Annotated in this window: 23 protein-coding genes and 1 pseudogene; 20 read left to right on the top strand and 4 right to left on the bottom strand. The window is 68.7% G+C overall.

Annotated features, from left to right (window positions below; all coding sequences use genetic code 11):
- Positions 1–284: dioxygenase (locus E3T48_RS14710; RefSeq protein ID WP_134524782.1), on the bottom strand; the 284-nt coding region annotated here is incomplete at its 3' end.
- 175 nt (positions 285–459) lie between these two features.
- Here E3T48_RS14710 and E3T48_RS14705 point away from each other — a divergent pair.
- From E3T48_RS14705 to E3T48_RS14610, 20 genes are all read left to right on the top strand, one after another.
- On the top strand, positions 460–1,800 hold the full coding sequence (locus E3T48_RS14705; RefSeq protein WP_134524781.1) for a replication-associated recombination protein A: 1,341 nt from the start codon (positions 460–462) through the stop codon (positions 1,798–1,800).
- 233 nt (positions 1,801–2,033) lie between these two features.
- Positions 2,034–2,663: a 30S ribosomal protein S4 gene (gene rpsD / locus E3T48_RS14700; RefSeq protein ID WP_134524780.1), complete on the top strand. Its 630-nt coding sequence runs from the start codon at positions 2,034–2,036 to the stop codon at positions 2,661–2,663.
- 188 nt (positions 2,664–2,851) lie between these two features.
- Positions 2,852–3,226 carry a DUF948 domain-containing protein gene (locus tag E3T48_RS14695; RefSeq protein WP_134524779.1) on the top strand — a complete coding sequence of 125 codons (375 nt, stop codon included), beginning with the start codon at positions 2,852–2,854 and terminating at the stop codon, positions 3,224–3,226.
- A 371-nt stretch (positions 3,227–3,597) separates the two neighbouring features.
- Positions 3,598–3,840 carry a hypothetical protein gene (locus E3T48_RS14690; RefSeq protein WP_134524778.1) on the top strand — a complete coding sequence of 81 codons (243 nt, stop codon included), beginning with the start codon at positions 3,598–3,600 and terminating at the stop codon, positions 3,838–3,840.
- A 51-nt stretch (positions 3,841–3,891) separates the two neighbouring features.
- Positions 3,892–6,546, top strand: a complete 2,655-nt coding sequence (gene alaS, locus E3T48_RS14685) for an alanine--tRNA ligase (protein WP_134524777.1) — start codon at positions 3,892–3,894, stop codon at positions 6,544–6,546.
- Positions 6,547–6,549: 3 nt separating this feature from the next.
- Complete coding sequence (ruvX, locus tag E3T48_RS14680; RefSeq protein ID WP_174844183.1) at positions 6,550–7,020, top strand: Holliday junction resolvase RuvX; 471 nt, start codon at positions 6,550–6,552, stop codon at positions 7,018–7,020.
- Positions 7,021–7,277: 257 nt separating this feature from the next.
- On the top strand, positions 7,278–8,312 hold the full coding sequence (gene mltG / locus E3T48_RS14675) for an endolytic transglycosylase MltG (protein ID WP_241986845.1): 1,035 nt from the start codon (positions 7,278–7,280) through the stop codon (positions 8,310–8,312).
- Positions 8,305–9,195 (top strand): shikimate dehydrogenase family protein, encoded by an 891-nt coding sequence (locus E3T48_RS14670; RefSeq protein WP_134524776.1) that lies wholly within the window; start codon positions 8,305–8,307, stop codon positions 9,193–9,195. Before mltG ends, E3T48_RS14670 begins: the two co-directional genes overlap by 8 nt.
- A gap of 4 nt (positions 9,196–9,199) precedes the next feature.
- Entirely contained in the window at positions 9,200–10,408 is a 1,209-nt protein-coding gene (gene aroC, locus E3T48_RS14665) for a chorismate synthase (protein WP_134524775.1), read from the top strand.
- A 43-nt stretch (positions 10,409–10,451) separates the two neighbouring features.
- Positions 10,452–10,961: a shikimate kinase gene (locus tag E3T48_RS14660; protein ID WP_338145245.1), complete on the top strand. Its 510-nt coding sequence runs from the start codon at positions 10,452–10,454 to the stop codon at positions 10,959–10,961.
- Positions 10,962–11,002: 41 nt separating this feature from the next.
- Positions 11,003–12,124, top strand: a complete 1,122-nt coding sequence (aroB, locus tag E3T48_RS14655; RefSeq protein WP_420898384.1) for a 3-dehydroquinate synthase — start codon at positions 11,003–11,005, stop codon at positions 12,122–12,124.
- 112 nt (positions 12,125–12,236) lie between these two features.
- The gene (locus tag E3T48_RS14650; protein WP_241986844.1) at positions 12,237–13,625 is read left to right on the top strand and encodes a sigma-54-dependent transcriptional regulator family protein; all 1,389 of its coding nucleotides are present in this window, start codon (positions 12,237–12,239) and stop codon (positions 13,623–13,625) included.
- 81 nt (positions 13,626–13,706) lie between these two features.
- Positions 13,707–15,230: an acetaldehyde dehydrogenase ExaC gene (gene exaC / locus E3T48_RS14645; protein ID WP_134524773.1), complete on the top strand. Its 1,524-nt coding sequence runs from the start codon at positions 13,707–13,709 to the stop codon at positions 15,228–15,230.
- 97 nt (positions 15,231–15,327) lie between these two features.
- Positions 15,328–15,750 (top strand): DUF779 domain-containing protein, encoded by a 423-nt coding sequence (locus E3T48_RS14640; RefSeq protein WP_134524772.1) that lies wholly within the window; start codon positions 15,328–15,330, stop codon positions 15,748–15,750.
- 93 nt (positions 15,751–15,843) lie between these two features.
- The gene (locus tag E3T48_RS14635; protein ID WP_134524771.1) at positions 15,844–16,248 is read left to right on the top strand and encodes a hypothetical protein; all 405 of its coding nucleotides are present in this window, start codon (positions 15,844–15,846) and stop codon (positions 16,246–16,248) included.
- A 28-nt stretch (positions 16,249–16,276) separates the two neighbouring features.
- Positions 16,277–16,714 carry a type II 3-dehydroquinate dehydratase gene (locus E3T48_RS14630; protein WP_134524770.1) on the top strand — a complete coding sequence of 146 codons (438 nt, stop codon included), beginning with the start codon at positions 16,277–16,279 and terminating at the stop codon, positions 16,712–16,714.
- A 126-nt stretch (positions 16,715–16,840) separates the two neighbouring features.
- On the top strand, positions 16,841–17,401 hold the full coding sequence (gene efp, locus E3T48_RS14625) for an elongation factor P (RefSeq protein WP_104100509.1): 561 nt from the start codon (positions 16,841–16,843) through the stop codon (positions 17,399–17,401).
- A complete protein-coding gene (gene nusB, locus E3T48_RS14620) occupies positions 17,401–17,820 on the top strand; it encodes a transcription antitermination factor NusB (protein ID WP_134509224.1) in 420 nt (139 codons plus the stop codon). The genes efp and nusB overlap by 1 nt, the downstream gene beginning before the upstream one ends.
- 21 nt (positions 17,821–17,841) lie before the next feature.
- Positions 17,842–18,810, top strand: a complete 969-nt coding sequence (locus E3T48_RS14615) for a DUF4190 domain-containing protein (RefSeq protein WP_134524769.1) — start codon at positions 17,842–17,844, stop codon at positions 18,808–18,810.
- 50 nt (positions 18,811–18,860) lie between these two features.
- Entirely contained in the window at positions 18,861–19,388 is a 528-nt protein-coding gene (locus E3T48_RS14610) for a GNAT family N-acetyltransferase (protein ID WP_134524768.1), read from the top strand.
- A 40-nt stretch (positions 19,389–19,428) separates the two neighbouring features.
- Here the strand turns inward: E3T48_RS14610 and E3T48_RS14605 are convergent, their stop codons facing one another.
- The 3 genes and pseudogenes from E3T48_RS14605 to E3T48_RS16855 form a co-directional block, all read right to left on the bottom strand.
- Positions 19,429–19,959 (bottom strand): hypothetical protein, encoded by a 531-nt coding sequence (locus tag E3T48_RS14605; protein WP_134524767.1) that lies wholly within the window; start codon positions 19,957–19,959, stop codon positions 19,429–19,431.
- A 530-nt stretch (positions 19,960–20,489) separates the two neighbouring features.
- Positions 20,490–21,695, bottom strand: coding sequence for an NAD(P)-dependent alcohol dehydrogenase (locus E3T48_RS14600; protein WP_241986843.1), 1,206 nt, complete (start codon positions 21,693–21,695; stop codon positions 20,490–20,492).
- A gap of 211 nt (positions 21,696–21,906) precedes the next feature.
- Positions 21,907–22,117: pseudogene (locus E3T48_RS16855) on the bottom strand (hypothetical protein); the annotation flags it as partial.

Genomic DNA, 22,117 nt, shown 5'->3' with positions numbered 1-22,117 from the left:
CCCGTGTTGGCCCCGGCTGCGGCGGTGGGCGTGGCGGCAGGCGTGGCGGCAGGCGTCGCCGCGGCGGACGCCGACGGCGCGGGGGTGCCCGGTCCGCCGTTGAAGAAGAAGATCTGGGCGACGATGGCGAGCACGATCACGACGGTGACGCCGGCGCCGGCCAACACGTTGTCCCGAACGCGACGCTTCTCCTGGCGCTCGTGCACGGCACGCCGGGCCTGGTACGCCCGGACGCGTGACCTGGCCTCGCGGGTTGCGCGGTCTTGCTTCTTGTTCGGTACCACGTCGAATCCTCCAGGGGCTGCCACACGGGCCAGGTCAGACAGGGAAAATCGGGGCACGCGCGCGGGCCCAGACCACGTTGAACTCTACGCCAGCAACCTTTGGCGGCCGTTCAGCCGCGCGGGCAGGCACCGATGCCTGATCGGCCCCGTCACCGGCACAAACTACGCTGGACTCATGGTCGATGTTCAACCGGGTCTGCGCAGCGGCGCAACACCCCTCGCGGTACGGATGCGCCCGACCTCGCTGGCCGAGGTTGCCGGGCAGCGGCACCTTCTCACCCCGGGCTCCCCGCTGGTCAGCCTCGCCAGCGACAAGACGGGGGAGCAGGGCTCCGTCTCCGTCATCCTCTGGGGTCCGCCCGGAACCGGCAAGACCACCCTCGCCCAGGCGATCGCGCACAGCTCAGGGCGCCGGTTCGTCGAACTCTCCGCCGTGAACGCCGGGGTGCGTGATGTCCGCCAGGTGATGGAGGAGGCCCGCACGAGCCGCGACCTCTACGGCCTGTCCACCGTGCTGTTCCTCGACGAGATCCACCGGTTCAGCAAGGCCCAGCAGGACGCGCTGCTTCCCGGGGTCGAAAACGGCGTGATCATCCTCGTCGCCGCCACCACCGAGAACCCGTCCTTCTCTGTCATCTCCCCGCTGCTGTCGCGGTCGCTGCTGCTCACGCTCGAGACGCTGAGCGACGACGACCTCGGCATCGTCGTCGACCGGGCCGTCACCGACCCTCGCGGCCTCGCCGGGCGGTTCACGCTCGACGCGGACGCCCGGGCCATGATCATCCGCCTCGCCTCCGGCGACGCCCGGCGGGCGCTGACGGCGCTGGAGGCGGCATCCGTCTCGGCGGCCACCGCGCTCGAACCAGGCTCCGTCGAACCGGCGCTGATCACCACGGAAATCGTCTCGCTCGCCGTGGACCGGGCACTGCTGCGCTACGACCGGAACGGCGATGAGCATTACGACATCATCAGCGCGTTCATCAAGTCCGTGCGCGGTTCGGATGTCGACGCCTCGCTCCACTATCTCGCGCGCATGATCGAGGCAGGGGAGGACCCCCGCTTCATCGCCCGCCGGATCATCGTGCTGGCGTCGGAGGACATCGGCATGGCCGACCCGCAGGCCCTGGTCATCGCGGTGGCCGCCGCCGACGCCGTGCAGCTGATCGGAATGCCGGAGGGTCGCATCCCGCTCGCCCAGGCCGTGGTGCACCTCGCGACCGCCCCGAAATCGAACGCCGCCTACCTGGCGCTGGACAAGGCCATCGCCGACGTGAGGGCAGGCAAGACCGGGCGGGTTCCCAAGCCCCTCCGCGACGCCCACTACGCCGGGGCGAAACGCCTCGGGCATGGCAAGGGCTACAAGTACCCCCACGACGACGCCCTCGGCGTGCTCGCCCAGCAGTACCCGCCCGACGAGCTCAGATCGGTCACCTACTACGAACCCACCGAGCACGGCAACGAGCGCGAGGTGTCTGCCCGGCTCGCGAAACTGCGCCGGATCATCCGCGGCCGGTAGGACACCGTCGGGCGCACGGAGGAGCGTAGGGGGAACTCCCGCTGTGGTAACCTGATCAGGCCTACAACCGGTTTGGAATGCGGCTGCGTCCAGACCCACGTTGAGGGGATTCCTCTCTAGCCGAGGGTCTCGTGGCACCACCCCTCTGATCTCCCATGACGTCCGGCGTTCTCCTCGAGAGCGCCAACGCCCTGGATTCCCCGTTTTGTTTGCAGTTCCATCGAAAGGACACCGTGTCTACCAAGTCACGTACTCGCAGTAAGACCCGCCTCTCGCGGGCACTGGGCATCGCCCTGACCCCCAAGGCCGCGCGCTACCTCGAGAAGCGTCCTTACGCTCCGGGCGAGCACGGCCGCACCAAGCGCAAGACGGACTCCGACTACGCGGTGCGCCTTCGCGAAAAGCAGCGCTTACGTGCCCAGTACGGCATCCGCGAGGCCCAGCTCAAGATCGCCTTCGAAGAGGCACGTCGCGCCCAGGGCCTGACCGGTGAAAACCTGGTCGAGATCCTCGAGACCCGTCTCGACGCCCTCCTCGTGCGTTCGGCCATCGCCCGCACCACCGCGCAGGCCCGCCAGATGGTGGTGCACCGTCACATCCTGATCGACGGCCAGCTCGTCGACCGCCCCTCCTTCCGCGTGAAGCCGGGCCAGCTCATCCACGTCAAGGCCAAGAGCGAAGGCATGGAGCCGTTCCAGGTTGCAGCTGCCGGCGGTCACGTCGACGTGCTCCCGAAGCTCCCGCCGTACCTCGAGGTCGAGATCGACAAGCTGCAGGCGCGCCTCGTGCGTCGCCCGAAGCGCATCGAAATCCCCGTGACCTGTGAAGTCCAGCTCGTCGTGGAGTACTACGCGGCCCGCTAGGCCCCGATTCATCCGCATCGCCGGTGCGCGGCGCGTGTGAACTACGCTGTCGCCGTCTGGCGGCGCGTGTGAACTACGCTGGAGAGCGGATCATCCCTTGGGGTGGTCCGCTCTTTGCTTTTTCTCCTGCCGCGCTGTTCCCCGTGCGGCGCTTCGTCGCATGCCGAATCCGGAATGGATGGTTGTCAATGTCAGGTGGGGATATCGCCGGGCTGATCGCGGCCGCCGTGTTCGCGGTACTTGTCGGCGTGCTCGCGGTTCCGCTCGTCAAACTCGGCCGTGTATTCGACGAGACGACAGCGGCCATCCGCGAACTGAGCCGGAACGTCACGCCCCTCCTCGAGGAGACCACGACCACCATCCAGGAAACCAACAAACAGCTGGCCAGGCTGGACACCATCACCGGGAATGTGGCGGATGTCACGGGCAACGTCTCCGCCCTCGTCGCGCTGGTCGCGGCAACCGTCGGCGGCCCGCTGGTCAAGCTGGCGGGGTTCTCGGCCGGTGTCCGCGCCGCCTTCCTGGCCGCCCGGCCGTCCCGCGCCCGTCGCGGGCGCGGCTAGTCGCTGCCCCTGCTGGCCGGCCGGGTGCTCCGCGATCACCGACGCCCGGGGATCGAGATTGCCCGTGACGTGCGTACCGAATTCAGGTGTCGAGCCCGGAACAGTGCGACGGATGCCCGCCAGGGCAGTGAATGCGGGCTGTTCTCCTGAATTCGGAACACACATGACCATCGGCGGTGAGTTGGGGCTCGCGCGGATGGCAGGAGTCCGTCAATCGGAGACAGTGCAAGGTCGGCTACGCTGGAAAGGTGCCGGTCGAGTCTGGGATTCGACGGCCTGCCCGTGTTCGACGGTGTGAACGACCCACAACAGCCGTCCAACGCATGTCCTAACCCGCATCCGGGTCTCCACACCTCTCAGGGAGCATTGTCATGAAGAACTTCATCTGGTTCGTCGTCGGCGTCGGCGTCGGGCTTGTCGTTTCCCGCGAAGCCAGCAAGACGCGTCAGGGCAAGCAGTTCTTCAGCGACCTCGACACGAAGGCCCGCGAGTTCGGCGAAGCCATCTCCGAGGGCTACCGCAAGCGCGAGGCCGAACTGCGCGACGCGATCGGTGACGTCGCCGACGTAGCGACCGACTCCGGCGACGCCATCGGAAAGCCGGCCAAGCCGTAGGCTGCCCATCCGGCAACCCTCTCCACCTCGTCACAACGAACTACGGAACACATGCAGACTGCTGAAATTCGCGGGCGCTGGCTCGACTTCTTCGCGGATCGTGGGCACACCGTTGTCCCCTCCGCCTCGCTCGTGAGCGACGACCCCACATTGCTCTTCACGGTTGCCGGCATGGTGCCGTTCGTGCCGTACCTGACCGGTCTCGTGCCTGCCCCGTACCCCCGGGCGACCAGCGTGCAGAAGTGCATCCGCACCAACGACATCGAGGAGGTCGGCAAGACGCCGCGCCACGGCACGTTCTTCCAGATGAACGGGAATTTCTCGTTCGGCGATTACTTCAAGGAACAGGCGATCGGCTATGCCTGGGAGCTGCTGACGACGTCGGAAGCCGGCGGCGGATACGGGTTCGCGGAGAAGGACCTCTGGGTCACCGTCTACCAGGATGACGATGAGGCCTTCCGCTACTGGAGGGCCCTCGGGCTGCCGGAAGGGCGCATTCAGCGCCTCGGCATGGACACCAACTACTGGTCGACCGGCCAGCCCGGCCCCGCCGGACCCTGCTCCGAGATCTTCTTCGACCGCGGCCCGGCCTACGGCGTCGACGGCGGTCCTGCCACTGACGACGACCGCTACGTCGAAATCTGGAACCTCGTCTTCATGCAGTATCTCCGCGGCGAGGGCACCGGCAAGAACGACTTCGTCATTCTCGGTGACCTCCCCAAGAAGAACATCGACACCGGCATGGGACTCGAACGCGTCGCCTTCCTCAAACAGGGCGCCCGGAACATGTACGAGATCGACCAGGTCCGCCCGGTCCTCGACCGCGCGGCGGAGCTGTCCGGTCGCCGGTACGGAGCGAATCACGACGATGACGTGCGGATGCGGATCGTCGCCGACCACGTGCGTTCCTCCCTGATGTTGATGAGCGACGGCGTCATGCCGTCCAACGAGGGCCGCGGCTATATCCTGCGCCGGCTGATGCGCCGCAGCGTGAGGGCGATGCGCCTTCTCGGAGTCGACACGGCATCCTTCACCGAGCTGTTCCCTGCATCGCGCGACGCGATGGCGAGCGCCTACCCCGAGGTCCAGGCCGATTTCTCCCGGATCAGCCAGGCCGCCTACGCCGAGGAGGAGACCTTCCTCCGCACGCTGGCCAGCGGCAGCAGCGTGCTCGACCTGGCCGTGGCGAAGACGAAGGAGGCCCACAAGAGCGTCCTCCCCGGCCAGACCGCCTTCCTCCTGCACGACACCTACGGGTTCCCGATCGAGATCACCCTCGAAATGGCAGAGGAGGCCGGGCTCAGCGTTAACCGCGATGCCTTCGACACCCTGATGAGCAAACAGCGGGCGATGGCCAAGGCCGACGCGAAAGCGAAGAAGACGCACCTCGCGGACCTCTCCGTCTACAGCTTGTTCCGCGCGGAGGGTGAAACCATCTTCACCGGCTACGAGACGCTGCAGACCGAGTCGACCGTGCTGGGCATCATCGTGGACGGCGTCTCCGTGACCAGCGCCGTCGCCGGCGAAATCGCCGAGGTGATCCTCGCCGAGACCACGCTGTACGCCGAATCCGGCGGCCAGGAGGCCGACGCCGGACTCATCGTCGGCACCGGTTACGAGCTCGAGGTCATCGACGTGCAGAAGCCCGTCAAGGGCCTGATCAGCCACAAGGTCCAGGTCGCCTCCGGTGAGGTCGGCGTCGGCGACCAGGCCACCAGCGTGGTCGACCCCGACTGGCGCCGCGGCGCCCGCCAGGCGCACTCCGGCACCCACGTGCTGCACGCCGCCCTCCGTCAGGTGCTCGGCCCGAACGCGCACCAGTCCGGTTCGTACAACAAGGCCGGATTCTTCCGCCTCGACTTCTCCTGGAACCAGGCGCTGTCCCCGGCGACGCGCAGCGAGATCGAGGAGATCTCCAACAACGCCATCCGAGACAACCTGCCGGTCACCACCCGGGAGCTTCCACTGGCCGAGGCCAGGGCCCTCGGCGCGATGGCCCTGTTCAGCGAGAAGTACGGGGACCGCGTGCGCGTCGTCGACATCGGCGGCCCGTGGTCGCGGGAGCTCTGCGCCGGAACTCACGTGGCGACGAGCGCCGAGATCGGCATGATCAGCCTGGTCAGCGAGGCGTCCGTCGGCTCCACCAACCGACGGGTCGAGTCGCTCGTCGGCCTCGAGGCGTTCCGCGACCTCGCCGCCGAGCGGTCCATCGTGTCCCTGCTCACCTCGAGCCTGAAGACACCGAAGGAACAACTGCCCGAGCGCATCAACGACCTGGTGATGAACCTCAAGGCCGCCGAGAAGAAGATCGCCGCCTTCGAGGCGAGGGAGCTCGCCGACAAGGTGCCCGCGCTGGTGGCCACCGCGGCCCGCGCAGGCTCCGTCAGCGTCGTGGCCGAGAACCTCGGCACCCTGGGCTCCGCCGACGACCTGCGGATGCTGATCACGGCCACCAGGGAACGCCTCGGCAGCGAACCGGCGGTCGTCGCCCTCGCGGCAGTGGTCGCCGCCAAGCCGGTCGTCATCGTCGCCACCAACCAGGCGGCCCGGGACGCGGGCCACCGTGCGGGTTCCCTCGCCAAGCAGGTCGCCGGGATCCTCGGCGGCGGCGGTGGCGGAAAGGACGACCTCGCGCAGGGTGGCGGCACGAACGTCGCGGCCATCCCGGCCGCCCTGTCAGCCGTTCGCACCAGCGTCGCGGGCTGACCGGTGCGTCACGGCGTGCGGGTCGGGGTCGACGTCGGTACCGCCCGGATCGGGCTGGCCAGGAGCGACCCGCACGGCATGCTCGCGACGCCGGTTGAGACCGTCAGCCGCGACCACTCCGGCACGACCGACGTGGTGCGGATCGTGGCCGTGGTTGCCGAGCTCGGTGCCATAGAGGTCGTCGTCGGCCTGCCCCTGGCCCTCTCCGGCAACCGGACGGCGTCGACCAACGACGCCGTCGGTTTCGCCGAGGTGCTCGCGCGGAGCCTGGCCGTGCCGGTGCGGCTGGTCGACGAGCGACTGTCCACCGTCGCCGCCCAGTCCGTGCTCCGGGCCGCCGGGCGGAAGGCGAAGACCCAGCGCCCAGTGGTCGACCAGGTGGCCGCGACTATAATTCTGCAGCATGCCCTGGACACCGAACGTGCCCTCGGAAAACCACCCGGCTCGCCCGTAGCTCCGACCGAAGGGCCGTAACCGTGTCGAATCTTCCCCCCGAGCCCGTTGATCCGCCCCGCGTTCCCGACTCCGTCGACTGGGACGCGTTCCTCGGCGGACGGGCACAGGGGGAAGAAGCCGCGGAGGCGGAACCGCTCGCCGCCGCCCCGGTGACACCGCTGCCGTCCCGGCGAGCCATCCGCGGTTCGCACATCGGCGGCACCAGGTCCGGCCGTCGCACGCAGCTCGCCCCGCCGCGGGAGAAGCGCAGCCGGAAGGGTGCCTGGGGGTGCCTGGTGGTGTTCCTGGTCCTGGCCGGCCTCGCCGCCGGTGCCGCGACATTCCTGCAGGGGCCGATCGCCCAGCTGGTCGCCAGCGTGCAGGGCCCGGCCGACTACACGGGCACCGGCGGGAAGAAGGTCGTGTTCATGATCCACGACGGCGAGACGGGGCAGGACATCGCGCAGGCCCTGGCCGACCAGGACGTGGTGAAGAGCTTTGACGCGTTCTACGACCTGCTGCGCAAGGAGTCGCCCGCGCCGGTGTTCCAGCCCGGCGCCTACCAACTCTCCACCAAAATGAGCGGACGAGCCGCGCTCGACCGCCTGCTCGACCCGGCAAGCCACCTTAATCAGACGGTTCTGATCACGGAAGGCACCGTCGCTGTCGACGTCCTGCAACTGCTTTCGGAGGGCACGGACATTCCGCTGGCCGAGCTGCAGACCGCGGCGGCCGACGTTGCTTCTTTCGGGCTTCCAGCGGAGGCGAAAACTCTTGAAGGATTTCTTTTCCCGGACACATATAGCTTTCCGCCGGGCCTGAGCGCCCACGACGCCCTGCAGAAACTCGTCGACAGTCAGTTTCAGGCCCTTGATAGGGCTGGCGTGGCACCCGAGCGACGCTGGTCCACAATCGTACTTGCCGCGCTAATTCAGAAAGAGGCAGGTCCGAACGATTTCTTCAAAGTATCGAGGGTGTTCCACAACCGCACCGACCCCGCTCAATGGGACAGCGGCCGCATGCAGTCCGACGCCACGGTCGCCTACGGAACCGGCAAGACCCACGTGGTGACCACGACGGATGCGGAGCGGGCCGACGCTTCTAACCCCTACAACACGTACATCCATCCTGGGCTGCCGGTCGGCCCGATCTCTAATCCGGGTAGAGTCGCGATCGATGCGGCTCTTCACCCCGCCGATGGGCCTTGGCTCTACTTCGTGACATGGAACCAGGAAACGCGCGAAACGATCTTCTCCACCACCGCGGACGAACACGAAGCCGCCGTTGTGAAATGGCAGGCCTGGATGAAGGAGAACCCCGAATATGGTTGAGTCCACCTCGTTCACCGGCACCCCCGCTGGCACCCGGCTCGCCGTGCTCGGCTCGCCGATCGCCCACTCACAGTCGCCGGCCCTGCACCGGGCCTCGTACGCGGCGCTCGGCCTCGACTGGCGCTACGACGCGATCGACGTTCCGGCCGGCGGCCTGGGCGAGTTCCTCGCCGGTGTCGACTCGGACTGGCGGGGCCTGTCCCTGACCATGCCGCTGAAGCACGAGGTGCTCGGCCACCTCGCCGGCCTGGACCGGGTCGCGACCGTGACCGGCTCCGCGAACACCGTGCTGATCGGCTCGGTCGACGGCCGGCGCACGCTGCACGGGTTCAACACCGACGTCACCGGCCTGGTCAGGGCCCTCGCCCACGGCGGGATGCGGCGTGCGCGCCACGTCACCGTGCTGGGCGCCGGCGCGACCGCGGCCTCGGCGGTCGTCGCCGCCGCCGAACTGGGCGCCGAAGCGGTCGAGGTGCTCGCGCGCACCCCCGCGAAGGGCGCCCCGCTGGTCGAACTGGGCCGGAGCGTCGGGGTCGTCGTGACGGTCTCCTCCTGGGCCGGCACCTCAGAGCCCGGCCGCACCAGCGACCTCGTGATCAGCACCCTGCCCGGCGGCGTCACCCCCCGGGACGAATTCCCCGCCCCGCTGCGCAGTCAGGCGTTGCTCTTCGACGTGAGCTATTCGCCGTGGCCGAGCGCCCTGGCGTCGTCCTGGCTCGAGGCGGCAGGCACGGTGATCTCCGGACTGGAACTGCTGCTGCACCAGGCCCTCGTCCAGGTGCGGATCTTCGTGACCGGGGATCCGTTCGAACCGTTGCCCGGCGAGGACGCGGTGCTCGCGGCGATGCGCGGCGCGCTGACCCGACAGCCTGTGGAAGAATGAACGCATGCTTCGTTGGCTCACCGCCGGAGAGTCCCACGGCCCCGAACTCATCGCCATTGTCGAGGGTTTGCCCGCTGGAATCCCGGTCTCTCTTGATGCGATCCGTCTCGATCTCGCGCGCCGCAAACTCGGCTACGGCCGAGGCGCCCGGATGTCGTTCGAACAGGACGAACTGAACGTCTCCGGGGGAGTGCGGCACGGCTTCACCCTCGGCGGTCCGGTCGCCCTGAGGATCGGCAACACCGAATGGCCTAAATGGGTCGAGGTGATGAGCCCCGAACCGGTGGACGCCTCGGCAACCACCCGCGGCCGTGGCGCCCCGCTCACCCGCCCCCGCCCCGGTCACGCCGACCTGGCCGGGATGCAGAAGTACGGCTTCGACGAGGCCCGCCCGGTGCTCGAACGCGCCAGTGCCCGGGAGACCGCCGCCCGGGTTGCCCTCGGCGCGATCGCCAGGTCCTTCCTCGCCGAACTCGGGATCACCCTGGTCAGCCACACCCTCGCGATCGGGCCGGTCCGCGTCCCGGAGGACTCACCGCTGCCGACCGCTGCCGACGTCGACCTGCTCGACGCCGACCCGCTGCGCTGCTTCGACGCCGCGACCTCTGCCCTGATGGTCGCCGAAGTCGACCTCGCGCACAAGGAGGGCGACACCCTGGGCGGTGTCGTCGAGGTGCTCGCCTACAACCTGCCCCCCGGGCTCGGATCGTTCGTGCACTGGGACCGTCGCCTCGACTCCCAGCTCGCGGCCGCGCTGATGGGGATCCAGGCGATCAAGGGGGTGGAGGTCGGCGACGGCTTCCTCACCACGACCCGCCGCGGCTCCGACGCCCACGACGAACTCGTCCAGGCGGACGGGGCCATCCAGCGCGTCAGCGACAAGGCCGGCGGTACAGAGGGCGGCATGAGCACCGGAACCGTGCTGCGCGTCCGGGCCGGCATGAAACCGATCGCCACGATCCCGCGCGCGCTCCGCACCGTCGACGTCGCCACCAGCGAGGCCGCCCCGGCCCACCACCAGAGGTCGGATGTCTGCGCCGTGCCGGCCGCCGGAGTGGTCGCCGAGGCCATGGTCGCCCTCGTGCTCGCCAACTCGGTGCTCGAGAAGTTCGGCGGCGACGCCCTCGAGGAGACCCGGCGCAACCTGGACTCCTACCTCGCGCACATCCCGGCGAACCTCAAAACGGGCGCGTCGAGCGACGCCTCCCTGTGATCGGTCGCCGCTCGACGATCCCGGCCGGGTCGGGGTGGAGAGCGTGACGGATCATCCGTTGCTGCCCCTGGTGCTGATCGGGCCGATGGCCTCCGGGAAGTCGAAGGTGGGCCGCCGGGTCGCCAGGACCCTCGAGCTGCCGTTCATCGACACCGACACCCGGATCGTCGCCGATCACGGTCCGATCCGCGAGATCTTCGAGAAGAACGGCGAGGAGCACTTCCGCGCCCTCGAACGCCAGGCCGTCGCCGACGCCATCGCCGAGGATGCCGTGGTGTCCCTGGGCGGCGGAGCCGTGCTCGACCCTGCCACCCGGGCCGCCCTCGCCCGGTGCACCGTCATCTACCTGAGCGTGTCCGCGAATGCCGTCAAGGCGCGCATCGGCGGCGGGAAACGCCCGCTGTTGAAGGACGGTCTCGCCGACTGGAAACGCATTTACGCCGAACGCCGTCCTCTCTACGAAGCCCTGGCGAACGTGCGCTTCGACACCTCACACCGACCGCTTGACGTCATCGCCAGAGACGTCGTGAAATGGGTAAGAAAGAGATCGTGACCGGAGCTATCGTGCCTGAATCCGCCGTGCCTGAGACCACTGTGCCTGAATCCACCGTGCCTGAGACCACCGTGCCGACCCGCGACGCAGCGGCGACGACCGTGATCCGGGTGAGCGGCACCGAACCATACGAGGTGCTCGTCGGCCGCGGCCTCGTCGCCGACGTCAGCGCACAGCTCGGCGACAAGGTCGCCAAGGTGCTGATCGTGCACACCTCCACCCTCGGCGCGAGGGCCGTGGCCCTGCGCGAGAGCCTCCTCGGCCGCTACGAGGTGCTGATCGCCGAGGTGCCGGACGCCGAGGCCGCGAAACGGGTCGAGGTTGCCGCCTTCTGCTGGCAGGTGATGGGCCAGGCCGACTTCAGCCGAACGGATGCCGTCATCGGCTTCGGCGGCGGCGCCGTCACCGACCTGGCCGGCTTCGTCGCCGCGACCTGGTTGCGCGGGGTGCGTCTGGTGCAGATCCCGACGAGCGTGCTCGGGATGGTCGACGCCGCGGTCGGCGGCAAGAACGGCATCAACACCGCCGAGGGCAAGAACCTGGTCGGCACCTTCTACGCGCCGGCCGCGGTGGTCTGCGACCTCGACGTGCTCGACGACCTCCCTCGCAACGAGATCCTCGCGGGTTTCGCCGAGATCGTGAAGGCCGGCTTCATCCAGGTTCCTGAGATCCTCGACATCGTCGAAGCGGACGTCGCGGCGGTGACCGACCCGACGACACCCCAGTTCCGCCGGGTGCTCGAGCTCGCGATCGAGATGAAGGCGCGCGTCGTCGGAGAGGACTTCAAGGAGTCCGGGCTGCGGGAGATCCTCAACTACGGGCACACCCTCGGCCACGCCGTCGAGCACGCCGAACGGTACGGCTGGCGCCACGGCGCCGCCGTCGCCGTCGGGATGATGTTCGCCGCGGAGCTGGCCCGGCTGAGCGGGCGGCTCTCGGACGAGGCCGTCGACCGGCACCGGAGCATCCTCGAGTCCCTGACCCTGCCGACCAGCTACCCGGTCGGCCGGTGGAACACGCTCCTGGCCACCATGCAGCGGGACAAGAAGACCCGCAGCGGGATGCTGCGGTTCATCGTGCTCGACGACATCGGCAAGCCGACCGTGCTCGAAGGACCGGACGCCTCGATCCTTTTCGCCGCGTACCAGGAAATCGGGTCCTGACCGGCGGCCGATCTCGCGGGCTGAGCAAGCATCCGGTCAGGTGTGCCTAGAATGACTAGCGACCGGGGGATGAACTCCGGTCGACCCTGACCAGAGCCGATCGGAGGTTGACGTGACGAGTCCGTGGACCGTTGATCCGGCCGGCGACCCGGGCCCCGAGTTGTTCGTGAAACTGGAACAGGCGCACGAGGCCGCGCTCACCGACCGGATCGTGCGTTCCGGCGTGCGACGCCTGGTCCGGGAGTCCTGGGACCGGTCGCTCACCCTCCGGCTCGACCCGTCGAAGCCGGCGCCGGAGCGCGAGCTCAGCGCCGAGGAACTCCGGGAGTTGCGGGACCGGCACCCGCTCGCCGCCGTGCTTCCCGTGGTGCACAACCTGCTGATCCGGCACGCCTTCGCCTCCGGCCTGATCGTGGCCATCGGCGACGAACTCGGCCGCCTGCTCTGGATCGACGGCGACCGCGTCGTTCGGCGGAAGGCCGAGGAAATGCTGTTCGTGGAGGGGTCCGACTGGTCGGAGCGCCGGGTCGGCACCAGCGCGCCCGGCACGGCGCTGGCCCTCGACCACGGCATCCAGATCCAGCGCGCGGAGCACTTCAGCCAGCTCGCGCATCCGTGGAGCTGCACCGCGGTGCCGATCCACGACCCGGACACGGGGGCGATCCTCGGCGTGATCGACATCACCGGCGGCGCGGAGGCGGTGGCACCGCAGACCCTCCCGCTGGTGGAGGCGGCCGTCGCCGCGATGGAGGCCGAGCTGCGGATCCAGCGGCTGAGCCGCCCGGCCGGCCGGCCTCGGGTGACCAGGCCCTCCACCGCGGCGCCGACGGTGCCGGCCATGGTGCCGAGTGCGCCTCTTCGTTCCCTGCCCGCTCGCCTGGACGTCCTCGGGCGGGATCACGGAAGGCTCGAAAACGGGGCGACCTCCGTGGTGGTCAGCCCGCGGCACGCCGAGATCCTCACCCTGCTCGCGTGGAACCGCGACGGCCTGTCCGCCGACCGTCTCTCGCTGATGCTGAGCGACCAGTCCAACTCCGTCGACAACCTCCGCGCCGAAATGGTGCGGTTGCGGCGGGTGCTCGACCAGGCGACCCCGCGGATCGGCATCGCCTCCCGCCCGTACCGCCTCGAGTCGGCCGTCGACCTCGACGCCTTCCGCGTGCTCGCGCTGCTCGAACGGGGAGCCCACCGGGTGGCCCTGGGGGCGTACCGGGGACCGGTGCTGCCGAGCTCGACGGCGCCCGGCATCGTCGAGATCCGGGCCGAGGTCAGCGCGCGGCTGCGGGAGGCGATGCTCAGCGACGCCTCGGCCGAACTCCTGCTCGAGTATGCGCGCACCGACGAGGCCACCTACGACAGCGAGGTGTGGCGGGCGTGCCTCGAACTGCTGCCCGCGCGTTCGCCCAAGCGGGCCTCCGTGGTGGCGAGGCTGAAGCGGATCGAGGCGGAACTCGTCCCGGCCGGCATGGCAGAGGATGCCCGCAACCCGCCGCAACGGTGAAGCAACCTTCCCTTTCCTAGGCTCGACGCCAGGTCCGCAGCACGCGGCACCCACCGACAATGTCGTCGACGAGGAGAGAACATGACCGTCTATTCCAAGCCCGGAACCCCCGGCTCGCTAGTCACCTTCAAGCCCCGGTATGAGAACTGGATCAACGGCGGATGGGTCAAGCCCGTCAAGGGCCAGTACTTCGAGGACATCTCCCCGGTCGACGGCAAACCGTTCGCCGAGGTTGCCCGCGGAACCGCCGAGGACATCGAACTGGCCCTCGACGCCGCCCACCGCGCCGCACCGGCCTGGGGCAAGACCACCGCCACCGAGCGCGCGGCGGTGCTCAACAAGATCGCCGACGTCATCGACGCCAACCTCGAGCTGCTCGCCGTCGCCGAGACCTGGGACAACGGCAAGCCGATCCGGGAGCCGTTGAACGCGGACCTGCCGCTCGCGTCCGACCACTTCCGCTACTTCGCCGCCGCGATCCGTTCGCAGGACGGCGACCATGCCGAGCTCGACAACGACACCGTGTCGTACCAGTTCCACGAACCGCTCGGCGTCGTCGGCCAGATCATCCCCTGGAACTTCCCGATCCTGATGGCCGTCTGGAAGCTCGCCCCGGCCCTCGCGGGGGGAAACGCGATCGTGATGAAACCGGCCGAGCAGACCCCGGTCTCGATCATGGTTCTGATCGAATTGATCGGCGACATCCTGCCGCCCGGCGTGCTGAACATCGTCAACGGATTCGGACTGGAGGCCGGAAAGCCGCTGGCGTCGTCGCCGCGGATCCGCAAGATCGCCTTCACCGGGGAGACCACCACCGGCCGGCTGATCCTCCAGTACGCCAGCGCCAACATCATCCCCGCCACCGTCGAACTCGGCGGGAAGAGCGCGAACATCTTCTTCAGCGACGTCGCCCAGGAGCAGGACAGCTTCTACGAGAAGGCGCAGGAGGGCTTCGTGCTCTTCGCCTTCAACCAGGGCGAGGTGTGCACCGCGCCCAGCAGGGCGCTGCTGCAGAAGCCGATCTACGAGAGCTTCCTCTCCACCGCCGTCGAGCGCACCCGGAAGGCGATCCAGGGCAACCCGCTCGACACGGACACCCAGGTCGGCGCGCAGGCCAGCAACGACCAGCTCGAGAAGATCCTCTCCTACATCGACATCGGCAAGCAGGAGGGCGCCAGGCTGGCACTCGGTGGCGAGCGGGTGGACCTCGGCGGCGACCTGAGCGGCGGCTTCTACGTCGAGCCGACCATCTTCGAGGGCAACAACAAGATGCGCATCTTCCAGGAGGAGATCTTCGGCCCGGTGCTCGCCGTGACGAGCTTCACCGACTACGACGACGCCATCTCGATCGCCAACGACAACCTCTACGGGCTCGGCGCCGGCGTCTGGTCGCGCGACGGAAACGTGGCCTACCGGGCGGGACGCGACATCCATGCCGGCCGGGTCTGGATCAACAACTACCACCACTACCCGGCCGGCGCCGCGTTCGGCGGGTACAAGAGCTCCGGGATCGGCCGTGAGAACAACAAGCTCGCGCTCGGCCACTACCAGCAGACGAAGAACCTGCTCGTGTCGTACTCCGAAGAGCCGCTCGGCTTCTTCTAACCGGAGCGGATCGCCGGGAGAGGGCCGCCGCCGAATCGGCGGCGGCCCTCTCCCCGTTCGAACCCCACCCACGCGTCACACGGAGGAGAACCAGACCATGTACGAACCCGCATCCACGGCCATCGTCGTCGGCACCATCACCGTGCCGGGGGAGAACCTGCCCCGGGTCGAACTCAGCGCCACGGCCGTCGTCACTCTGCGGGAGCTGTGGGACGAATTCGGCCCGTTGATGTTCCACCAGTCCGGCGGCTGCTGCGACGGCAGTTCACCGATGTGCTTCCCGGCCGGGGAATTCATCACCTCGGACCGTGACGTGCTGCTCGGCCGCCTCGACATCGCCCCCGCCGGGGCGGAGCCGCGATCGATCGATTTCTGGATCTCCGCCGAGCAGTTCGAATACTGGAGCCACACCTTCCTCACCGTCGACGTCGTCCCTGGCAGGGGGAGCGGTTTCTCGGTGGAGGCACCGCGCGGGGTGCGGTTCCTGATCCGGTCGCGCCTGATGGACTCGTTCACCTGACCGGGGTCGCCGGTTCTCCTCCACCGGGGGCCGGCGGGGACAAACCTGTGCACTGCCGCGGCGCCGGGGCAGGTCGGGCGCATCCTGATCGGCATGACACCCTCGCTCCGCATCGAAGACTCCGCCCCGGTGACGACAATCGAAGAGGCGCGGGAGCGCGTGCGCGACCTCGTCGGGCACGCGATCCAACCCCAGCTCTGGTTCATGCTGCTCGACCGTCACGGCCGACAGCTGCCACTGCTGATCCCGGTGGACGGCATCCCGCTGCGCCCGGAGCCCGGAAGTGTGACCGTGCTGGCGACCAGGCTGAACGACCTCCTCGGCGAACTCGCCCCCGGCGGCAGCGTCATCCTCACCCTCGAGCGGCCGGGTTCGGCGGCCCTGACGGCTCCCGACCAGGCCTGGGCCGGGGAACTGGCAGCTGCCTTCGGCAAGGTCCTGACGATCACGGGCATGTTCGTGGCGCACGACGATGGCGTCTGCGAGCTCCGTGCCTGAGCTGAGGTCTGCCCCCTAGGCTGGGTGGATGAGCACAGTCCTCGTCCTGAACGGTCCGAACCTCGGACGCCTCGGCAGTCGCGAACCCGATGTGTACGGTTCGGCGAACCTCGAGCAGCTGCGCACCATGCTCACGGAGGCTGCCCCGGAGGGGGTCACGGTGGACGTGCGCCAGACCGACGACGAGGCCGAGCTGATCCACTGGCTCTACGAGGCCGTCGACGAACGCATCCCGGTCATCCTGAACCCCGCCGCGTTCACCCACTACAGCTACGCGCTGCGGGATGCCGCGGCCCTGGTCACCAAGGCGGGCATCACCCTAGTCGAGGTACACCTGTCCAACCCGCACGCGCGGGAGACCTTCCGCCACACCAGCGTGGTCAGCGCCGTCGCCACCGGCGTGATCGCCGGATTCGGGTTCGACTCCTACCGGCTCGCCCTGGACTTCATCACCCGTTCGCTCTGACGCCGGCCGCCGTCTGACCGGGCCGCAGGCTCCCTTTGGCTCACGGCCCGAGGCCAACTACACTCGTCTGAGGCCGTTTCGGCCGCGCACCTTCCTAATTGAACCAATTGAACGGAACATCCTTCCATGGCATCAACCGCCGATATCCGCAATGGCGTCGTCCTCAACATCGATGGCCAGCTCTGGGCAGTCACCGATTTCCAGCACGTCAAGCCGGGCAAGGGCGGTGCGTTCGTTCGCACCAAACTGAAGAACGTCGTCACCGGCAAGACCGTCGACCGCACCTTCAACGCCGGTGCCAAGATCGAGACCGAGAACGTCGACCGCCAGGACTTCCAGTACCTGTATGCCGACGGCGACTCCTACGTCTTCATGGACGTCTCCGACTTCGATCAGCTGCACGTGCCGGCCGTCGTCGTCGGCGACGCCGTGAACTTCATGCTCGAAAACCAGAACGTGACCATCGCCCTGCACAACGGCAACCCGCTCTACGTCGAGCTGCCGGCATCCGTTGTGCTCGAGATCACCTACACCGAGCCCGGCCTCCAGGGCGACCGTTCCACCGGCGGCACCAAGCCGGCCACCGTGGAAACCGGCTTCCAGATCCAGGTGCCGTTGTTCCTCGAGCAGGGCACCCGCGTCAAGGTCGACACCCGCACCGGCGACTACCTGGGCCGCGTCAACTAGTGAGCGCACGGACCAAGGCGCGCAAGCGCGCCCTCGACATCCTCTACGCCGCCGATGTGCGCCAGACGACCATCCCGGAGTCGCTCGCCGTCGAAGCCGAGCGGGCCGCGAACGAGCCCGCACGGATGGCCTCCTGGCTCTACGCCCGCGACATCGTCGACGGGGTCGTCGAGCACCGCGAGGAGATCGACGAACTGATCGAAACCTACTCGCAGGGCTGGTCCCTGGCCCGGATGCCCACGGTCGACCGCGCAATCCTGCGCATCGGCATCTGGGAGATCCTCTTCAACGACGCCGTGCCGCACGCGGTCGCGATCGACGAAGCGGTCGAGTCCGCGAAGATCCTGTCGACGGATGACTCGGCCGGCTTCGTCAACGGACTGCTCGGCCGGATCGCCCAAACCGCACCATCCGCGTAGCACGTCACCAGGGGGAGAATCATGACCATCGAGCCGACGGACCCGCAGCAGGGTAGCCAGTACCCGCAGGGCTACGGCCAGCAGCCGTACATCCCATTCCCGCCGAAGCCGACGACCAACACGCTGGCGATCGTCTCCCTCGTCTCGTCGTTCTTCGTCTCCCTGGTCGCGGTCATCACCGGCCACATCGCGCTCGGCCAGATCAAGCAGCGCGGCGAAGCCGGCCGCGGCCTGGCCCTCGCCGGCCTGATCATCGGCTACGTCGGCATCGCCACCACGGCGCTGTTCGTGGTGCTCGCCATCGCCTTCGCGGCGACCTTCGGCGCCATCATCGCGGCCGTCGCCGGCGGTGCGGCCCTGCCGTTCCCGTCCGTCTCCGACACGCCCTCCGAAGCACCGTCCGACTCCTCCTCCCTGACAGGACAGGTGGGCGCCGCCGATTTCGACGCGGGCTACCTCGCCGTCGGCACCGGCCCGACGACCGTCGACGTCTACTTCGACCCGATGTGCCCGTACTGCAAGCAGTTCGAGGTCGCCAACGGCGCCCGGCTGAGCGCCGCGGTCGATGCCGGCGCCATCACCCTGCGGCTGCACGCGCTGACCTTCCTCGACCCGGCGTCGCAGGGCACCGACTACTCCTCGAGGGCATCCGCCGCTCTCACCTGCCAGGCCACCCTGCGCCCGGAGTCCACGCTCGACTACCTGGCCGCGTTGTACGCGCACCAGCCGGCCGAGAACTCGCCCGGGCTCACGGACGACGAGCTGGTCGCACTCCAGGGTGCCAATCTCGACTTCGCGGACTGCGTGGCGAGCGGGCGCTACCTCGCCTGGTCGCAGGAGAACACGAAGGCTGCCCTGATCGGGCCGATCCCCGACTCGGAGATCGAATCCATCCAGGGCACACCCACGGTGCTCGTGAACGGTGCACAATACCGAGGAGCCATCGACGATCCGCAGGAGTTCGCGGCCTTCGTCGACGGCCAGATGTAGCATCGGCTCATGCCGTTCGTCGCCGCGCCGCTGCAGGTGGGGGAGTAACCGTGGACATCCGTGACGCGGTCCCGTCGGACTGGCCGTCGATCTATCCGATCTTCGCAGCGGTGGTCGCCGACGGGCGCAGCTACTCCTACCCGGCCGGACTGTCCTCCGACGCCGCCAGGCTGCTCTGGCTGGGCCAGGAGCGCACCGTCGTCGCGGAGATCGACGGCAGGATCGTCGGGACGGCGATCCTGGGACCAAACCGGCCGGGGCGGGGATCCCACATCGCCACCGCGAGCTTCATGGTGGATCCCGTCGCGCAGGGTCAGGGTGTCGGCCGCGCCCTCGGAATCCACGTGGTCGACTGGGCCAGGTCAGCCGGCTATCGGGGTATCCAGTTCAACGCCGTGGTCGAGACGAATGAGCCGGCGGTGAAACTGTGGCGCTCCCTCGGCTTCGAGGTGATCGGGACCGTTCCCGGAGCGTTCGAGCACGCGGAGCAGGGATTCGTCGGCCTCCACATCATGTTCAAGAGCCTGGAAGCCCACGATCGGAACGAGCCAGGCCCCGCGCCCTCCGACCCGCAGTAGCACGGCCGCAGCGAGCCCGGAACCTCGCGTTCGGAGCCGCCTACTCGTCGTCGTGCCGCTCGTGGTCTCGACTGGACATCCCGGAGGCGATGTACACCGTCCGGTTCGCCGCCGGCTGGATGAGCACGGTCGGGTCGGCGCAGCCCTCCGGCACCGCGATGGTGTCGCGGGTGCGCCCGTCGCCGGCCGGACTCAGAGCGAACGGATCGGTTGAGTCCGCGACGGTGTCGCCGCAGACCAGGGTGGCGACGACGGATGCGACGGGGTTGACCCCGGTGCCGCGCGGCGGCGGAATCACGAGACCGCGAATGACCACCCTGATCCGACCGTCCTCTCGCACGCGGGCAGTGCTCCGGTCGTTCACCCAGGGCGCAACCCCGGGGTTGATGCCGGCGATGACCGGGCTCGCCGGAGCCGGCTGGCTTCCCATGAGGTGGACACGCACGACGGAGTGGCCGCCGCGGGAGTCGTCGCCGCCGTCAGCGAAGGCCGGCGCGACGGAGAATGCGGTAAAGGCAAGGGCGGTAGCGGTGGCCGCGGTGAGTATCCGGCCCGTTCGAGTGAGGTGCACGATCGTCTCCTTTGTCGCTTGCACTGAGTGGGCCCGGAACCTGAGCCCGCTACTGATACCAACGACGTAGGCGGCCTATCGGTTCAGTTTCGGGGAAACCAGGGTCCTCTTGAAGCCGGACACTGTCCGCGGGAGGGGGACGGTTCTACATTCACGGAGCATGGTCGATCCTGACGATATGGCCACTCAGCGAAAGGTGCGCCCGGTGGCCCTGCCGTCCACGGTGGTCGAGCCAATCGGTGGTCGAGCCAGCCGATGGTCGAGCCAATCGGTGGTCGAGCCAATCGGTGGTCGAGCCAATCGGTGGTCGAGCTTGTCGGTGGTCGAGCTTGTCGAGACCAGGTCACGCAAGGGGTCTCGACAAGCTCGACCACCGGGCTTGCGACCGTGAGCCATCCGGTGGTCGAGCCTGTCGAGGCCCGGTCACCCGGGCTGGTGCCGGGCGGCCGAGGCCGTGCGGGCGCAGAGCATGACGTGGTGATTCTCGAGCCCGGAACCGGACCTGGCTGACCTGCCGTGCGCATCCGACGTCAGGGCGTGACGACCACCTTGCCTAGCGCGCGCCCCTCACCGACGTAGGCCAGCGCTTGCGCCACCTCATCCAGTGGGAAAGTGCGATCGATGTGGATGCGCAGGTCGCCGGCCAGGACCCGATCAGCGACGGGAACGAAATGCGACGGCCCCTGCCTCGCGATGAGGAGTCCCAGCCGCCTCCCCGTGAGTAGGCCGAGTGCAGCCCCAACCGTCACGACCCGCAACAGCGTGCGCACGCTGCCGCCGACGAAAAGGTAGCGGCCACCTCGTGTCAATGCCCGTCGGTAGGCGAGCACGGATCGGTGCGCGACGAGATCGAGAACGAGGTCGAACGGCTCAAGCCGGGTGAAGTCCGAGCGTCGAAAGTCGACCACTTCGTCGGCGCCGAGCGTACGCAGGTAGTCCAGCTTGCCCGCGTTGTCGACGCAAGTCACGTGTGCTCCGGCCCGAACGGCAAGCTGCGTCGCGAACGAGCCCGCTCCGCCACCCGCCCCGTTGATCAACACGCGCTGACCGCGGCGAACGCGGGCCGTTCCCTGAAACGCGATCGACCCTGCCTGCGGCAGGGTCGAGGCCTGGGCGAAGGACAGACCCTTGGGCTTGAGTGCGAGCGCCGATTCGGGTGCCACTGCGTACTCCGCGAATCCACCCATGAGACCCAGATTGTCGCCGTACACCTCATCGCCCAGGTGGAGCCTGGTGACGCCGGAGCCGACGGCTGCGACGCGACCGGCGATGTCGGAGCCGAGCACGCGGCGAGCCGGGGAGCGCAGCCCGCCGATTCGCGCGTACATGGGCGTTCCCCGCAGCCCCTCCCAGTCCGTGAGGTTGACGGATGTCGCGGCCACCTCCACCAGTACCTGGTTCGCGCCCGGCATCGGAATCGGAATGTCCTCGACCCTCAGCACGTTCGGCGGGCCGTACCGGTCGTAGACGACGGCCCTCATGCGGACGGGCCAGGAGCTGCTGGACTGCACGATGTGAACATGCCAGTCAGTGTACGCGGGCTCCGAGCAGACCTCTCCGGTCGACGTCGGAGACCCGTCGCCGGAGCCTGACGCCGGCCCGACCCTGCCCGGGGCGGTCTCGGCAAGCTCGACCACCGGGCTTCGACCGCGCCGGGCCTCGACCGCGCCGGGGGTGCCGGTGGTCGAGCCTGTCGAGACCAGGTCACGCAAGGGGGTCTCGACAAGCTCGACCACCGGGCTTCGACCGTGAGCCAGCCGGTGGTCGAGCCTGTCGAGACCAGGACACGCAAGGGGGTCTCGACAAGCTCGACCACCGGGACAAGCTCGACCACCGGGGCAAGCTCGACCACCGTGGACAGGCTCGGCCACCGGGGACAGGCTCGACCACCGGGGTTGCGACCGTGAGCGTGGCGGTGGTCGAGCCTGTCGAGACCGGGGACCTGGGTCAGTGCCGGGCGGTCGAGGCGGTGCGGGCGCGGTTCTGGTTGGCGGGGTGCCAGTTCTGGTGGGGGTCGTACCAGGGTGGGGCTTTGATGTGGGGTGAGCCGCGGACCATGCGGATCTTCCAGCCGTCGCGGTCGATGTAGTGGTGGTGAAACCAACAGAGCATGACGCCGTTGTCGATGTCGGTCAGGCCGCCGGCCCACCAGGGGATG

This window comes from Cryobacterium fucosi, from assembly GCF_004403515.1.
Classification (GTDB): Bacteria; Actinomycetota; Actinomycetes; order Actinomycetales; family Microbacteriaceae; genus Cryobacterium; species Cryobacterium fucosi.
The sequence above is the reverse complement of the archived record's forward strand: the minus strand, read 5'-3'. Positions and strand labels throughout refer to the sequence as shown.

What these genes read in the sequence shown, in the direction of transcription:
- E3T48_RS14635 (WP_134524771.1), top strand. Translation starts at nt 15,844, where the DNA reads ATGACACCCTCGCTCCGCATCGAAGACTCCGCCCCGGTGACGACAATC.
- E3T48_RS14670 (WP_134524776.1), top strand. Translation starts at nt 8,305, where the DNA reads ATGGTTGAGTCCACCTCGTTCACCGGCACCCCCGCTGGCACCCGGCTC.
- exaC (WP_134524773.1), top strand. Translation starts at nt 13,707, where the DNA reads ATGACCGTCTATTCCAAGCCCGGAACCCCCGGCTCGCTAGTCACCTTC.
- E3T48_RS14630 (WP_134524770.1), top strand. Translation starts at nt 16,277, where the DNA reads ATGAGCACAGTCCTCGTCCTGAACGGTCCGAACCTCGGACGCCTCGGC.
- E3T48_RS14690 (WP_134524778.1), top strand. Translation starts at nt 3,598, where the DNA reads ATGAAGAACTTCATCTGGTTCGTCGTCGGCGTCGGCGTCGGGCTTGTC.
- E3T48_RS14705 (WP_134524781.1), top strand. Translation starts at nt 460, where the DNA reads ATGGTCGATGTTCAACCGGGTCTGCGCAGCGGCGCAACACCCCTCGCG.
- E3T48_RS14615 (WP_134524769.1), top strand. Translation starts at nt 17,842, where the DNA reads ATGACCATCGAGCCGACGGACCCGCAGCAGGGTAGCCAGTACCCGCAG.
- aroC (WP_134524775.1), top strand. Translation starts at nt 9,200, where the DNA reads ATGCTTCGTTGGCTCACCGCCGGAGAGTCCCACGGCCCCGAACTCATC.
- alaS (WP_134524777.1), top strand. Translation starts at nt 3,892, where the DNA reads ATGCAGACTGCTGAAATTCGCGGGCGCTGGCTCGACTTCTTCGCGGAT.
- E3T48_RS14640 (WP_134524772.1), top strand. Translation starts at nt 15,328, where the DNA reads ATGTACGAACCCGCATCCACGGCCATCGTCGTCGGCACCATCACCGTG.
- efp (WP_104100509.1), top strand. Translation starts at nt 16,841, where the DNA reads ATGGCATCAACCGCCGATATCCGCAATGGCGTCGTCCTCAACATCGAT.
- E3T48_RS14695 (WP_134524779.1), top strand. Translation starts at nt 2,852, where the DNA reads ATGTCAGGTGGGGATATCGCCGGGCTGATCGCGGCCGCCGTGTTCGCG.